Annotated in this window: 13 protein-coding genes and 1 pseudogene; 5 read left to right on the plus strand and 9 right to left on the minus strand. The window is 72.0% G+C overall.

Annotated elements, in window-relative coordinates; genetic code table 11:
- Window positions 1–101: 101 nt before the first annotated feature.
- Window positions 102–275: a rubredoxin gene (locus A5643_RS03105; protein ID WP_066851852.1), complete on the plus strand. Its 174-nt coding sequence runs from the start codon at window positions 102–104 to the stop codon at window positions 273–275.
- On the plus strand, window positions 272–454 hold the full coding sequence (locus A5643_RS03110; RefSeq protein ID WP_066851855.1) for a rubredoxin: 183 nt from the start codon (window positions 272–274) through the stop codon (window positions 452–454). The genes A5643_RS03105 and A5643_RS03110 overlap by 4 nt, the downstream gene beginning before the upstream one ends.
- Before the next feature lie 73 nt (window positions 455–527).
- Here the strand turns inward: A5643_RS03110 and A5643_RS03115 are convergent, their stop codons facing one another.
- Complete coding sequence (locus tag A5643_RS03115) at window positions 528–1,346, minus strand: SOS response-associated peptidase (protein ID WP_066851872.1); 819 nt, start codon at window positions 1,344–1,346, stop codon at window positions 528–530.
- 44 nt (window positions 1,347–1,390) lie between these two features.
- On the opposite strand from A5643_RS03115, the gene aroA reads away from it, so the two are divergent.
- A complete protein-coding gene (aroA, locus tag A5643_RS03120) occupies window positions 1,391–2,680 on the plus strand; it encodes a 3-phosphoshikimate 1-carboxyvinyltransferase (RefSeq protein ID WP_066851857.1) in 1,290 nt (429 codons plus the stop codon).
- Complete coding sequence (gene rsgA, locus A5643_RS03125; protein WP_066851859.1) at window positions 2,677–3,657, plus strand: ribosome small subunit-dependent GTPase A; 981 nt, start codon at window positions 2,677–2,679, stop codon at window positions 3,655–3,657. Before aroA ends, rsgA begins: the two co-directional genes overlap by 4 nt.
- Before the next feature lie 10 nt (window positions 3,658–3,667).
- On the opposite strand, the gene A5643_RS03130 is transcribed toward rsgA, so the two are convergent.
- The 5 genes from A5643_RS03130 to A5643_RS03150 form a co-directional block, all read right to left on the minus strand.
- A complete protein-coding gene (locus A5643_RS03130) occupies window positions 3,668–4,942 on the minus strand; it encodes a fatty acid desaturase family protein (RefSeq protein WP_066851861.1) in 1,275 nt (424 codons plus the stop codon).
- Window positions 4,943–5,033: 91 nt separating this feature from the next.
- Window positions 5,034–6,203 (minus strand): ferredoxin reductase, encoded by a 1,170-nt coding sequence (locus A5643_RS03135; RefSeq protein ID WP_066851863.1) that lies wholly within the window; start codon window positions 6,201–6,203, stop codon window positions 5,034–5,036.
- A 47-nt stretch (window positions 6,204–6,250) separates the two neighbouring features.
- A complete protein-coding gene (locus tag A5643_RS03140; protein WP_066851865.1) occupies window positions 6,251–6,751 on the minus strand; it encodes a DUF6912 family protein in 501 nt (166 codons plus the stop codon).
- Window positions 6,752–6,760: 9 nt separating this feature from the next.
- Window positions 6,761–7,585 carry a polyphosphate kinase 2 gene (gene ppk2 / locus A5643_RS03145; RefSeq protein WP_066851867.1) on the minus strand — a complete coding sequence of 275 codons (825 nt, stop codon included), beginning with the start codon at window positions 7,583–7,585 and terminating at the stop codon, window positions 6,761–6,763.
- On the minus strand, window positions 7,582–8,991 hold the full coding sequence (locus A5643_RS03150; RefSeq protein WP_066851868.1) for a WS/DGAT/MGAT family O-acyltransferase: 1,410 nt from the start codon (window positions 8,989–8,991) through the stop codon (window positions 7,582–7,584). Before A5643_RS03150 ends, ppk2 begins: the two co-directional genes overlap by 4 nt.
- A 184-nt stretch (window positions 8,992–9,175) precedes the next feature.
- Between A5643_RS03150 and A5643_RS03155 the strand changes: the two genes are divergently transcribed.
- Complete coding sequence (locus tag A5643_RS03155; protein ID WP_197497627.1) at window positions 9,176–9,673, plus strand: Rv3235 family protein; 498 nt, start codon at window positions 9,176–9,178, stop codon at window positions 9,671–9,673.
- A gap of 17 nt (window positions 9,674–9,690) precedes the next feature.
- Here the strand turns inward: A5643_RS03155 and secA are convergent, their stop codons facing one another.
- From secA to A5643_RS18015, 3 genes and pseudogenes are all read right to left on the minus strand, one after another.
- Entirely contained in the window at window positions 9,691–12,498 is a 2,808-nt protein-coding gene (gene secA / locus A5643_RS03160) for a preprotein translocase subunit SecA (protein WP_066851870.1), read from the minus strand.
- A 74-nt stretch (window positions 12,499–12,572) separates the two neighbouring features.
- Window positions 12,573–13,268, minus strand: coding sequence for a ribosome hibernation-promoting factor, HPF/YfiA family (gene hpf / locus A5643_RS03165; RefSeq protein WP_082948697.1), 696 nt, complete (start codon window positions 13,266–13,268; stop codon window positions 12,573–12,575).
- A gap of 197 nt (window positions 13,269–13,465) precedes the next feature.
- A pseudogene (locus tag A5643_RS18015) lies at window positions 13,466–13,581 on the minus strand (ComF family protein); the annotation flags it as partial.

Below are 13,581 nucleotides of genomic sequence, written 5' to 3' on the forward strand. Positions count from 1 at the left end.
GACCACCGGGTGCTCGACCACTACGACGGCGACATCACCCGGGCCAACATCCACCCGCGGGTGCGCGACAAGGTGCTGGCCCGCTACCCGGCGGTGGCCTGATGGCCGCCTACCGCTGCCCGGGCTGCGGCTACGTCTACGACGAGGCGCTCGGCGCCCCGCGGGAGGGTTTCCCGGCCGGCACCGCCTGGGCCGAGATCCCCGAGGACTGGGCCTGCCCGGACTGCGCGGTCCGCGAAAAGATCGATTTCGACGACATGGAGGTGACCCGATGAGCGACTACAAACTGTTCGTCTGCGTGCAGTGCGGCTTCGAGTACGACGAGGCCAAGGGCTGGCCCGAGGACGGCATCGAGCCCGGCACCCGCTGGGCCGACATCCCCGAGGACTGGAGCTGCCCGGACTGCGGCGCCGCGAAAGCCGACTTCGAGATGGTGGAGGTGGAGCGGGCCTGAGCCTGCGTCTGCCCCCGTCCGGCCCCCGGAACCGCCCCGGTTCCGGGGGCCGGACGCTGTGTGGCGGGGGGGACTACAGCAGCGTCGGTTGCCAGGGCCGCGGCTCGGGCGGGTCCAGCAGCTGCGGGCCGTTGTTGCGGACGTTGTTGACCAGGGTGGAGACCTCGCGGGCGGTGATCGCGGCCACGTCGGGCACCCCGGCCAGCAGGGCGGGGTCCGCCGCGACGTCGGGATCGAGCCAGGCGTCCCAGTCGGATTCGGCGATCGGCAGCGGCATCCGGTCGTGGACCTCGGCGAGCGGGCCCACCGCGTCGGTGGTGATGATCGCGCAGCTGAGCAGCGGTGCGGACCGCTCGTCGGCGCGCCACACCGACCACAGCCCGGCCATCATCAGCGGTGTGCCGTCGGTGCGCGACAGGTAGAACGGCGTTTTGCGGGCCCGGGTGGCGCGCCCGGCCGCGGCGGTCGGCGGCTCGGCGCGCCACTCGTACCAGCCGTCCATCGGCACCAGGCAGCGCCGCGCTCTGGTGGCCGCCCGAAACGCCGGAGAGGTGGTGGCGTTGTCGGCGCGGGCGTTGATCAGCAGCCGGGTGGTCTGCGGCGCGCCGTCGGGACCGGGCTTGGCCCAGTGCGGCACCAGCCCCCAGCGCATCAGCCGCACCCGCCGGGTCGCGGCGCCCCGGGGCGTGTCGAGGGCAACGGGCTCGTCGGGGGGCTGCTCGGGGTCGCCGTGGCGGCGCACCACGGTGACGATCGGGGTGGTGGGGGCGACGTTGTAGTTACGTGGGTTGTAATTCGGGGCGGTGCGATCCGCGGCGGTCGTCTCGTCGACGGCGTCGAGTTGGGCGGCCAGCAGCGCCGGATCGACGGTCACCGCAAATCGTCCACACACACCGTCCATGGTGGCAGAAACCGGCGACAGGGCAGGATGGAGCCGTGACTCCCTGGACCGCTCCCCGCCCGGCAACGCCGGTACACGCGACGGTGCGGGTGCCCGGCTCGAAGTCCCTGACCAACCGCGCGCTGCTGCTCTCCGCGCTCGCCGCGGACCCGTGCACGATCAGCGGCGCGCTGCGCAGCCGCGACACCGACCTGATGATCGCCGCGCTGCGCACCCTGGGCCTGCGGGTCGACGGCGACGCCACCGAACTCACCGTCGCCGGTGCGATCGCCCCGCCCCCCGACGCCCGGGTGGACTGCGGCCTGGCCGGCACCGTGTTGCGGTTCGTGCCGCCGCTGGCGGCCCTGGGGGACGCGGCGGTCACCTTCGACGGCGACGAGGCCGCCCGGGTGCGCCCGATCGCGCCGCTGCTGGCCGCACTCGGCCGGCTCGGCGTGCAGATCGCGGGCGACGGGCTGCCGTTCGTGGTGCACGGCCGCGGCGCGGTGGCCGGCGGCGCCGTCGCCATCGACGCCTCGGCGTCCTCCCAGTTCGTCTCCGGGCTGCTGCTGTCGGGGGCCGGTTTCCGCGACGGCCTGACCGTCGAGCACACCGGCGCGACGGTGCCCTCGGCGCCGCACGTGGCGATGACGGTGACCATGCTGCGGCAGGCCGGGGTGACGGTCGACGACGCCGACGCCCGCCGCTGGCGGGTGGCACCCGGACCGGTCGCCGCCCGGCACTGGGTGATCGAGCCGGACCTGTCCAACGCGGTGCCGTTCCTGGCCGCCGCCGTGGTCACCGGCGGCACGGTCCGGCTGGTCGGCTGGCCGGCGACGAGCATCCAGCCGGTCGAGGCGGTCACCGCGATCTTGGCGCGCACCGGGGCGAGCGTGCGCCACCACACCGACCCGGCGGACCCACACCTGGAGGTCACCGGCGCGCCCGGCTACGACGGCTTCGACATCGACCTGCACGAGGTCGGCGAACTGACCCCGTCGGTGGCGGCGCTGGCCGCGCTGGCCGCGCCGGGTTCGGTCTCCCGGCTCACCGGCATCGCCCATCTGCGCGGGCATGAGACCGACCGGCTGGCGGCGCTGCGCACCGAGATCACCCGGCTCGGCGGGCGCTGCGAGGAGACCGCCGATGGGCTGGTCATCACCGCCACCGAACTGCACGGCGGGCTGTGGCGGTCCTACGCCGACCACCGGATGGCCACCGCGGGCGCGATCGTGGGGCTGCGGGTCCCCGGCGTGCAGGTCGACGACATCGCCACGACCGCCAAGACGCTGCCGGACTTCCCCGGCCTGTGGGCCCGGATGCTCGACGGCGGGCCGGGTCGGTGAGACCCGGCGACTACGACGAATCCGACGTCCGGGTCCGCTCCGGGCGGGGCTCCCGGCCCCGCACCAAGATCCGCCCCGAGCACGCCGACGCCCGCCCGGCGATGGTGGTCTCCGTCGACCGCGGCCGCTGGGGGTGTGTGCTCGACGGCGACCCGCAGCGCACCGTCACCGCGATGCGGGCCCGCGAACTGGGCCGCACCCCGATCGTGGTCGGCGACACCGTCGACGTGGTCGGCGACCTGTCCGGCCGGCCGGACACGCTGGCCCGCATCGTGCGGCGCGGGCCGCGACGAACCGTGTTGCGGCGCACCGCCGATGACACCGATCCGACCGAGCGGGTGGTGGTCGCCAACGCCGACCAACTGTTGATCGTGATGGCGCTGGCCGATCCGCCGCCGCGCACCGGGCTGGTCGACCGCACCCTGATCGCCGCCTACGTCGGCGGCCTGACCCCGATCCTGTGCCTGACCAAATCCGATCTGGCCCCGGCCGACCCGATCCGGGAACAGTTCGCCGACCTGGACCTCACGGTGCTCACCGCGGGCCTCGACGACCCCCTCGACGCGGTCGCCGGGGTGCTGGCCGACCACAGCACCGTGCTGCTCGGCCACTCCGGGGTGGGCAAATCCACGCTGGTCAACCGGCTGGTGCCGGACGCCGACCGGCGCACCGGGGTGGTCTCGGAGATCGGCAAGGGCAGGCACACCTCCACCGCGTCGGTGGCGCTGGCGTTGCCCGACGGGGGCTGGGTGATCGACACCCCCGGCATCCGGTCGTTCGGGTTGGCCCACGTCGAACCCGACGACGTGCTGCTGGCGTTCTCCGACCTGGCCGAGGTGATCACCGAATGCCCGCGCGGCTGCGGGCATCTCGGCCCGCCCGCCGACCCCGAGTGCGCCCTGGACACGGTGACCGGCCCGGCCACCCGCCGGGTCGACGCCGCCCGGCGGCTGCTGGTGGCGCTGCGGGAGGACTGAGCCGCTCGGCTCAGGCGGCCAGGCTCTCGTCGGCCCCGGGCGCGGCCGGCCCGCTTGCCCGGCCACGGGCGCGCACCGCGGCGATCGCCGATTTCAGCCCGCGCCGCCGGCCCGGCCCCGCGGCGGCGAAATCCGGACCCAGGTGGGCGAACATCCGCTCGCTGCGGGTCTCGGGGGCGTCGTCGGCGGTGGCCCGCAGGTAGCGGTCCGGCAGCGAGAGCTTGGCGATGGTGCGCCAGGTCTTGGCGTACTGCACCAGGAACGGCCCGGTGGTGTAGGGCAGGTCGTAGCGGTCGCAGACCTCGCGCACCCGCACCGCCACCTCGGCCAGCCGGTTGCTGGGCAGGTCGGGGTAGAGGTGGTGCTCGATCTGGTGGCACAGGTTGCCGGAGAAGAACCGCATGGCCGGCCCGGCGTCGATGTTGGCGCTGCCCAGCATCTGGCGCAGGTACCACTGGCCGCGGGTCTCGTGCTCCAGGTCGTCCTTGGTGAACTTCTCCGCGCCGTCGGGGAAGTGCCCGCAGAAGATGATCGCGTTGGACCACAGGTTGCGGATCACGTTGGCGGTGGCGTTGGCGGTCAGGGTGGAGCGGAAGGTGGCCGCCGGGGACAGCGCGGTCAGCGCCGGGAAGGCCAGGTAGTCCTTGACCACCTGGCGGGCGGCCTTGGTCAGGAACTCCCGCAGCCGCACCAGGGTGGCCCGCCGGTCGGCGCGGCCCTTGAAGATCTTGCCGATCTCCAGGTGCTGCAGCCCGACACCCCACTCGAAACCGACCGCTAGGATGGTGTTGAACACCACGTTGAACAGGTTGAACCGCTGCCAGCGCTGATCCCGGGTGACCCGCAGCATGCCGAAGCCCACGTCGTCGTCCATGCCCATCACGTTGGTGTACTTGTGGTGCTGGAAATTGTGGGTGAACCGCCAGTGCTTGGACGCGCCGGTCATGTCCCACTCCCAGCTCGAGGAGTGGATCTCCGGGTCGTTCATCCAGTCCCACTGGCCGTGCATGACGTTGTGGCCGATCTCCATGTTCTCGATGATCTTGGCCGCGCCCAGCGTCGCCGCCCCGGCCCACCAGGCCGACCGCTTGGCGCTGGCCGCCAGCAGCAGCCGCCCGGACACCTCGAGCAGTCGTTGCGCGGCGATGGTGCGCCGGATGTAGCGGGCGTCGCGCTCCCCCAGCGAGTCTTCGACGTCGCGGCGGATGGCGTCGAGTTCGATGCCGAGGTTCGCCACGTCGTCATCGCTCAGATGCGCGAACGCGGGCAGATCGGTGATGGCCATCGCGCCTCCTCTCGGGTTCCTCGGAAAAACGTCTTTCGCGTACCTACGACAGCGTAACCTACGACACCGTAGGTTACTAGCGGGTAGCGGATCAGATGTCGAGCACGCAGTCCCCGGACGGCGCGCTGACGCAGGTCTGGATCCGCATGCCCGGATCGTGCTCCGCCCCAGTGCGCAGGTCACGCACGTGTCCCTCGACCAGGGGGACCACACACGACTGGCAGATGCCCATCCGGCAGCCGAACGGCATCTGCACCCCGGCGCCCTCCCCCGCCTCCATCAGCGAGGTCGCCCCGTCCACGGTGACGCTGCGGCCGCTGCGGGCGAAGGTCACCGTGCCGCCCACCCCGGCCGGCGCCGCCCGCGACACCGCGAACCGCTCCAGGTGCAGCCGGTCGGCGACGCCGGCCGCCGACCAGAGCCGTTCGGCGTCGTCGAGCATGGCCTGCGGCCCGCACGCCCAGGTCTGGCGCTGCCGCCAGTCGGGCACCGCGGCGTCGAGTGCCGCCGGGCCGGCCAGATCGAGGCGCCCGGCGGTGCGGGTCTCCCGCAGGCTCAGCCGGTAGCCGGGGTGTCGGGCGGTCAGCTCGGTCAGCTCCGCGGCGAACATGGTCTCGGCGGCGCTGGGCGCGGAGTGCAGGTGCACCACGTCGGCGCCGGCGCCGAGTTGGTCGCGGCGGGCCAGCGTGCGCAGCATCGACAGCACCGGGGTGATGCCCGAGCCGGCGGTGAGGAACAGCAGCTGCGCCGGCACCGGGTCGGGCAGGATGAAGTTGCCCTGCGGGGCGGCCAGCCGCACCACGGTGCCCGGCCGGACCCCGCCGACCAGGTGGCTGGAGAGGAACCCCTCGGGCATCGCCTTGACGCCGATGGTGATGGTGCGCTCGCCGGCCTCCACGCCCGCGGTCACCGGGGTGGAGGTCAGCGAGTAGGACCGCCACCGCCAGCGGCCGTCGACGAGCAGCCCGATCCCGATGTACTGGCCGGGGGCGTAGTCGAAGTCGAAACCCCAGCCGGGCTTGATCACCAGGGTGGCCGCGTCCTCGGTCTCCCGGCGCACCTCCACCACCCGGCCGCGCAGTTCGCGGGCCGACCACAGCGGGTTGACCAGGCGCAGGTAGTCGTCGGGCAGCAGCGGGGTGGTGATCCGGGTGGCGATGGTGCGCACCAGATTCCAGCCCGGCCGCCGGTCGGCGCCGGCCACGTTGGGCCGCACCGTGTCGGCGACGCGGGCGCGGACCTTGATGTATTTCTTCCCCATGAGCAACCTACGGTACCGTAGGTTACGGTTTTTTAGCCAGCCGCGGATCACAGCAATTCCAGCAGGAACGGCAGCTCCTGGGTGGCGTACCAGGCCAGATCGTGGTCCTGGGCGTCCCCGACCAGCAGTTCGGCGTCCTCGTCGCCCAGGTCGGCCCGGTCGACCGCGGCCGCCGCGGCCCGCACCGCCGGCTCCGCCTCGGCGTTGTCGACGTAGGCGGCCACCACGTCGTCCAGCGCCACCGGCCCGGCCAGCCGCACCACCGCGTCGTCGAGATCGGGGCGGGCGACGGCCTCGGCGTCGGCGACCAGCACCGCCCGGCGCAGTGGGTGGGTGCCGGGGTCGTCCTGGGCGCCGGCCAGCAGCCGCAGCGAGGCCACCGCCGCGTCGCGCAGGGCGATCTCGGCCAGTTCGTCGTCGCCGCCGCTGGCGTAGGCCTCCCGCAGCGTGGGCGTCACCGCGAACGCGGTGCCGCTGACCGGCCGCAGCTGCCCGTCGGCGACCAGCGTCTCGAGCATGGCCACGGTGGCCGGGATGTACACCCGCATGCGCCGACCCTAGCCGCGTCTGCCGGCCCGGATCAGCGCGGCGGCGTGATCGTCGACATAGTTGAACAGCTCACGGGGCGGGCGGACCTGGTCGGCGCGCACCGGCTCATCGGGCAGGGTCACCTCGGGCTGCTTGACGTCGCGGTAGTCGATGGTCGACAGCAGGTGCGCCATCATGTTGAGCCGGGCGTTGCGTTTGATCTCCGACTCCACCAGATACCAGGGGCTCACCGAGGTGTCGGTGTGCGCCATCATCTGGTCGCGGGCGCGCCCGTAGTCGACCCAGCGGTCGACGGACTCGACGTCCATCGGCGAGAGCTTCCACCGTTTCACCGGGTCGTTGCGGCGGGCCTGGAAGCGGCGCAGCTGCTCCTGCTGGGACACCGAGAACCAGTACTTGCGCAACAGGATGCCGTCCTCGATGAGCAGCTGTTCGAACACCGGGGCCTGGCGCAGGAACCGGGTGTGCTCCTCGTCGGTGCAGAACCCCATCACGTGCTCCACCCCGGCCCGGTTGTACCAGGAGCGGTCGAACAGCACGATCTCGCCGGCGGCGGGCAGATGGGCGATGTAGCGCTGGAAGTACCACTGGGTGCGTTCCCGCTCGGTCGGCGTGGGCAACGCGACCACGTGGGTCACCCGCGGGCTCAGACGCTCGGTGATGCGCTTGATCGCACCGCCTTTGCCGGCGGCGTCGCGCCCCTCGAAGACCACCACGATGCGGGCCCCGGTCTTGCGCACCCAGCCCTGCAGTTTGACGAATTCGATCTGCAGGCGCCGCAATTCGCGCCGGTAGAGCTTCTTGGGCACCTCCGCCGCGCCCGCCGCGCTCACCGGGCGCCCTCCACCAGCTCGTCGAGGGACTCGCGCAGCAGCGCCGGCAGCATCTCGACGTCGCGCATCGCCTCCCGATCGGCGTTGATCCCGAAGTACATCCGGCCGTTGTAGGAGGTCACCCCGATCGCGAGCACCTGGTTGTGCAGCAGCGGCGGCACCGCGTAGGCCTCCAGCAATTTGGTTCCGGCCACATACATCTGGGCTTGCGGGCCGGGCACGTTGGTCATCAGCAGGTTGAACACCCGCGCCGAGTAGGTGGTGGCCACCCGGATGCCCATGGCGTGCAGGGTGGATGGCGCGAAGCCGGACAGGGTCAAGATGGTGCGCGCGGCCACCGGTTGCGCCGCCGGCGCGTGGGTTTCGGTGGCGTGGGCGATCTGGGAGAGCCGCACCACCGCGTTGCCCTCCCCGACCGGCAGGTCGACCAGGTAGGGGTCGACCTCGCTGATCGCCTGACTGGGCCCGGCGGAACCGAATTCGTCGGCGGGGTAGACCGACAGCGGCGCCATCGCGCGCACGGTGGTGGTCGGCGCCACCGGCTCACCGCGGGACAGCAGCCAGTTGCGCAGCGCCCCGGCCACCACCGCCAGCACCACATCGTGGACGTGACAGTCGTAGCGGGCGTGCACTTTTCGGAAGTCGTCGAGGTCGGCGCTGGCGACGGTGAACCGCCGGTTGCGCGAGACCGTGGTGTTCAACGGGCTGCTGGGGGCGGTGCCGCGCAGCAGGGTGCGCGCGGTGTGGACCGCGCCGCGGCCGACGTCGGCCAGATACCCGGCGTTGGTGGCCACCCCGCTCACCGCCGAGCGCGCCGCCGCCACCGACGCCGCCGGCCGGGCCACCCAGTCACCGAGCACACCCAACAGCAGGTCCCCGGCCGACGGCTCGCGCGCCGGGATCCAGATGTCCTCACCGAAATCCGGCGGCCGCCGGGTGCGGTCAACGAGGACGTGGCCGATCTCCAGCGCCCGCATCCCGTTGACCAGCGCCTGATGCGAGCGGGTGTAGATGGCGATCCGGTTCTGCGCCAGGCCCTCGACCAGGTACATCTCCCACAGCGGCCGGGACTTGTCCAGCGGCCGGGCCGCCAGCCGGGCGATCAGGTCGTGCAGCTGCTCCTCACTGCCCGGCGACGGCAGCGCCGAGCGGCGGATGTGGTAGGTGATGTCGAAGTCGGGGTCGTCGATCCAGACCGGCCGGGCCAGCTTCAACGTGACTTCCCGGACCTTCTGCCGGTACCGCGGCACCTGCGGCAGCCGCTCCTCGACGGTGGCCAGCAGGGTCTCGTAGCTCAGCCCGGCGCGGGGGCGGCGCAGGATCATCAGCGAGCCGACGTACATCGGGGTGGCGGTGTTCTCCAGCCGATAGAACGACGCGTCGGATGCGGACAACCTGGTCACCATTGTGCGACTGGTCCTCCCCTGCAAGCCCAGCCCCCGGCGGGCTGGAGACACTCGTCGGGTCACCGTAACCGGCGGCCCCCCGGCGGTGTGGAGCGGGTACACGCCGATCCGCCGGCCGTGCGATGATGAGCCCACCATCGCCGTTCCCCACCGGTGCGAACCGGTCGAGCCTGGGGAGGCGACGTTGATCCAGCCCATCGTTCCGGTGCCCGCCGACCACCCGGCGGTGGCGCCGGTGGTCGACTACGAGCCGCCGCCGCGGACGCTGCCGCGGCACCGGCCGCTGGCTCCGCTGCACCGCAGGCCGCACCGCAGGCCGCCGCCGACCGGCGGTGCCCCGGCGCCCGGACTGCATCCGGCCGCCCGGTTCGCCGACGCCGCGCTGCGCCGAATCCTGGAGGTCCTCGACCGGCGCCGCCCGGTGCAGCACCTGCGCCCGCTGCTGGCCGCCGGGCTGTTCGAGTCGCTGCGCGCGGGCGCGCACGCGACGGCCACCGGCGGGGCGGGTGGCACCACCGCCGCGTTGCAGCGGGTGCGGGTGCAGGCGGCCGGATCCGGCGACCCGCCGCGGGCGGCGGAGGTGTTCGGCACCTACCGGCGCGGCGAACGGGTGCACGCGATCGCCGGACGGGTCGAGCGGGCCGAGACCGGCTGGCAGGTGGTGGCGCTGCACATCGGCTGACCGCCCGGCCGGGCCGCTCAGCGCTTCTTGGCCGACTTGGGTCGTTTGGTGCCGCGGTTGGCCCGCCGCGCGGCTTCCCGGCGTTCCCGCCGGCTGCCGGTCCCGACTCCGGCGCCCTGCGGTTGGCCCGGCCGGCCGTTGCCGCGCTGCACCTGCGCGGACCCGTCCTCGGCGGGACCGGAGTAGGTCAGCTGCGGCTTGTCGTCGTCGATGCCCTTGGCGTGCAACGCCGGTGCCGGCTGCTGCCGGTCGCCGGCGGCGGACTGGGCGAACTCGGCCAGCCCGTCGGGGGCGGCCACCGGCGCCACCGCCGGGGCGGGGGCGGCCTCGACCGCCACGTTGAACAGGAAGCCGACCGACTCCTCCTTGAGGCCCTCGAGCATCCCGACGAACATGTCGAAACCCTCGCGCTGATACTCCACCAGCGGGTCGCGTTGGGCCATCGCCCGCAGCCCGATGCCCTCCTTGAGGTAGTCCATCTCGTAGAGGTGCTCGCGCCATTTGCGGTCGATGACGCTGAGCAGCACGTTGCGCTCCAGTTCGCGCATCGCGCCCTCGCCGGCGATCTCCTGCAGCTCGGTCTCCCGCTTCGCGTAGGCCCGGTCGGCGTCGGCGAGCAACGCCGACAGCAGTTCCTCGCGGGTCAGCTCGCCGGGGTCGCCGTCGGCGTCGGGGTCGAACAGGTCGGTGTGCTCGATGCCGACCGGGTAGAGCGTTTTCAGCGCCTCCCACAGCTTCTCCAGGTCCCAGTCCTCGGCGTAGCCCTCGCCGGTGGCGCCGTCGACGTAGGCGGTGATCACGTCGACGACCATGTCGTGGGCCTGCTCGGCGAGGTTCTCCCCCTCCAGGATGCGGCGGCGCTCGGCGTAGACCACCTTGCGCTGCTGGTTCATCACCTCGTCGTATTTGAGGACGTTCTTGCGGACCTCGAAGTTCTGCTGCTCGACCTGGGTCTGGGCGCTCTTGATCGCGCGGGTGACCATCTTGGCCTCGATCGGCACGTCCTCGGGCAGGTTGAGCCGGGTGAGCATGCTCTCCAGCATCGCGCCGTTGAAGCGGCGCATCAGCTCGTCGCCCAGCGACAGGTAGAACCGGGACTCACCGGGGTCGCCCTGCCGGCCGGACCGGCCGCGCAGCTGGTTGTCGATGCGCCGCGACTCGTGGCGCTCGGTGCCCAGCACGTACAGCCCGCCCGCTTCGATGACCTCCTCGGCCTCGGCGGCCACCTCCGCCTTGATCTTGGGCAGCAGCTCGTCCCAGGCGGCCTCGTACTCGTCGGGGGTCTCGACCGGGTCCAGGCCCTGGCCGCGCAGCCGCTGGTCGGTGAGGAAGTCGGCGTTGCCGCCCAGCACGATGTCGGTACCGCGACCGGCCATGTTGGTGGCCACCGTGACCGCGCCCCGGCGGCCCGCCTCGGCGATGATCGCGGCTTCCTGCTCGTGGTACTTGGCGTTGAGGACGCTGTGCTGCACCCGCCGCTTGGTGAGCTGGCGGGACAGATACTCCGACTTCTCCACGCTGGTGGTGCCGATGAGCACCGGCTGGCCCTTGGCGTGGCGCTCGGCGACGTCGTCGACCACCGCGAGGAACTTGGCCTCCTCGGTCTTGTAGATCAGGTCGGTCTGGTCGGCGCGGACCATCGGCTTGTTGGTCGGGATCGACACCACCCCGAGCTTGTAGATCTCGTGCAGCTCGGCGGCCTCGGTCTGGGCGGTGCCGGTCATGCCGGCCAGCTTGTCGTAGAGCCGGAAGTAGTTCTGCAGCGTGATGGTGGCCAGGGTCTGGTTCTCGGCCTTGATCTCGACGCGCTCCTTGGCCTCGATGGCCTGGTGCATGCCCTCGTTGTAGCGCCGGCCCACCAGCACCCGGCCGGTGAACTCGTCGACGATGAGCACCTCGCCGTCGCGGACGATGTAGTCCTTGTCCCGGACGAAGAGCTCCTTGGCCTTGATCGCGTTGTTCAGGTAGCTGACCAGCGGCGAGTTGGCGGCCTCGTAGAGGTTGTCGATGCCCAGCTGGTCCTCGACGAACTCGACGCCGGCCTCGTGCACGCCGATGGTGCGTTTGCGCAGGTCCACCTCGTAATGGGTGTCCTTCTCCATCAGCGGGGCCAGCCGGGCGAACTCGGTGTACCAGTGCGAGGCGCCGTCGGCCGGGCCGGAGATGATCAGCGGGGTGCGGGCCTCGTCGATGAGGATCGAGTCGACCTCGTCGACGACGGCGAAGTTGTGGCCGCGCTGCACCATGTCGGCCACCGAGTGCGCCATGTTGTCGCGCAGGTAGTCGAAGCCGAACTCGTTGTTGGTGCCGTAGGTGATGTCGGCGCCGTAGGCGGCGCGCCGCTCGGCCGGGGTGAGCCCGGCGAGGATGACCCCGACCTCCAGGCCCAGGAAGCGGTGCACCCGGCCCATCCACTCGGCGTCGCGTTTGGCCAGGTAGTCGTTGACGGTCACGACGTGGACGCCGTCGCCGCCCAGGGCGTTGAGGTAGGCGGGCAGCACACAGGTCAGGGTCTTGCCCTCACCGGTCTTCATCTCGGCGACGTTGCCGAAGTGCAGCGCCGCCGCGCCCATCACCTGCACGTCGAAGGGGCGCTGGCTCAGCACCCGCCAGGCCGCCTCGCGGGCCACCGCGAACGCCTCGGGCAGCAGGTCGTCGAGGCTCTCGCCGTCGGCGATCCGCTTCTTGAACTCGTCGGTCTTGGCCCGCAACTCGGCGTCGGTGAGCCCTTCCGCGTCGGCGGAGAGGCTGTTGACATGGTCGGCGACCTTCTTGAGCCGCTTGACCATGCGTCCTTCGCCGAGACGCAGCAACTTGTTCAGCACAGCTTGTGTCCCCCGTGGATTTGGAGTTCCGGGCGACCACCATCGTAGAGGACCAACCGGTGCCGGCCCGTCGGTCAGGTCAGCTGGATCAGACCGTAGTCGTAGGCGTGGCGGCGGTAGACCACCGAGGGCCGCCCGGTCTCCTTGTCGTGGAACAGGAAGAAGTCGTGGCCGACCAGTTCCATCTCATAGAGCGCGTCGTCGACGGCCATCGGGGTGGTCTCGTACTCCTTGACCCGCACGATCTGGCCCGGGCCGGCGTCGGCGAGGTCGTGGCCGTCGTGCTGCTCGTGGCCGTCGGCGCGGGCGTCGGTGCGCTCCCAGGCGTCCGGGCCCGGTTCGGGCAGCGGCGTCATCGCGGTCGCTTCGGCCACCGACACCGGGGTCTTGTCCCCGTAGGAGACGGTGCGGCGGCTCTTGTCGCGGCGCAGCCGGCTCTCCAGCCGCGCGACCGCCGCCTCGAACGCGGCGTAGAAACTGTTCGCGCGGGCCTCGCCGCGCACCACCGGGCCGCGGCCACGGGCGGTGATCTCCACCCGCTGGCAGGCCTTGCGCTGGCGGCGGTTGCGTTCGTGCTTGAGCTCGACGTCGAAGTGATAGATGCTGCGGTCCAGCCGCTCGGAGCGGGCCAACTTCTGCGACACGTACACCCGGTAGTGGTCGGGCACCTCGACGTTGCGTCCCTTCACCACCACCTCGGCTTTCGCGCCCTCGACCGGCGCGCCGGTCCCGGTGTCAAGTTGGTCGATTTCCGCGGTCTTCCGTGCCATGCTGCCCAACTCTTTTCCTGTCGTGGGGCGCGCGATGCGCGCCGCTTTGAGCTACTCCACCTGACCCGACGTTAGCCCGATTCCGGGCCGGTCTGCCACCGGTTTGGGCCAGCCGATGCCCGATCGTTTCGCCGCCGGCCCGGCTGGGCTGACACCGCAGGTCAGGGCCCCGGGCCGGCCCGCTGTCCGGCCCACTGTCAGACGAAGCCGAGCACGAGCACCGCGGCGACGGGCACCCCGTGGGACCGCAGCACCCGCACCGACTCGCGCGCGGTGGCGCCGGTGGTGACGATGTCGTCGACGAGCAGCGCTC

Source organism: Mycobacterium sp. 1274756.6 (genome assembly GCF_001668625.1).
In the GTDB taxonomy this organism is placed as follows: Bacteria; Actinomycetota; Actinomycetes; order Mycobacteriales; family Mycobacteriaceae; genus Mycobacterium.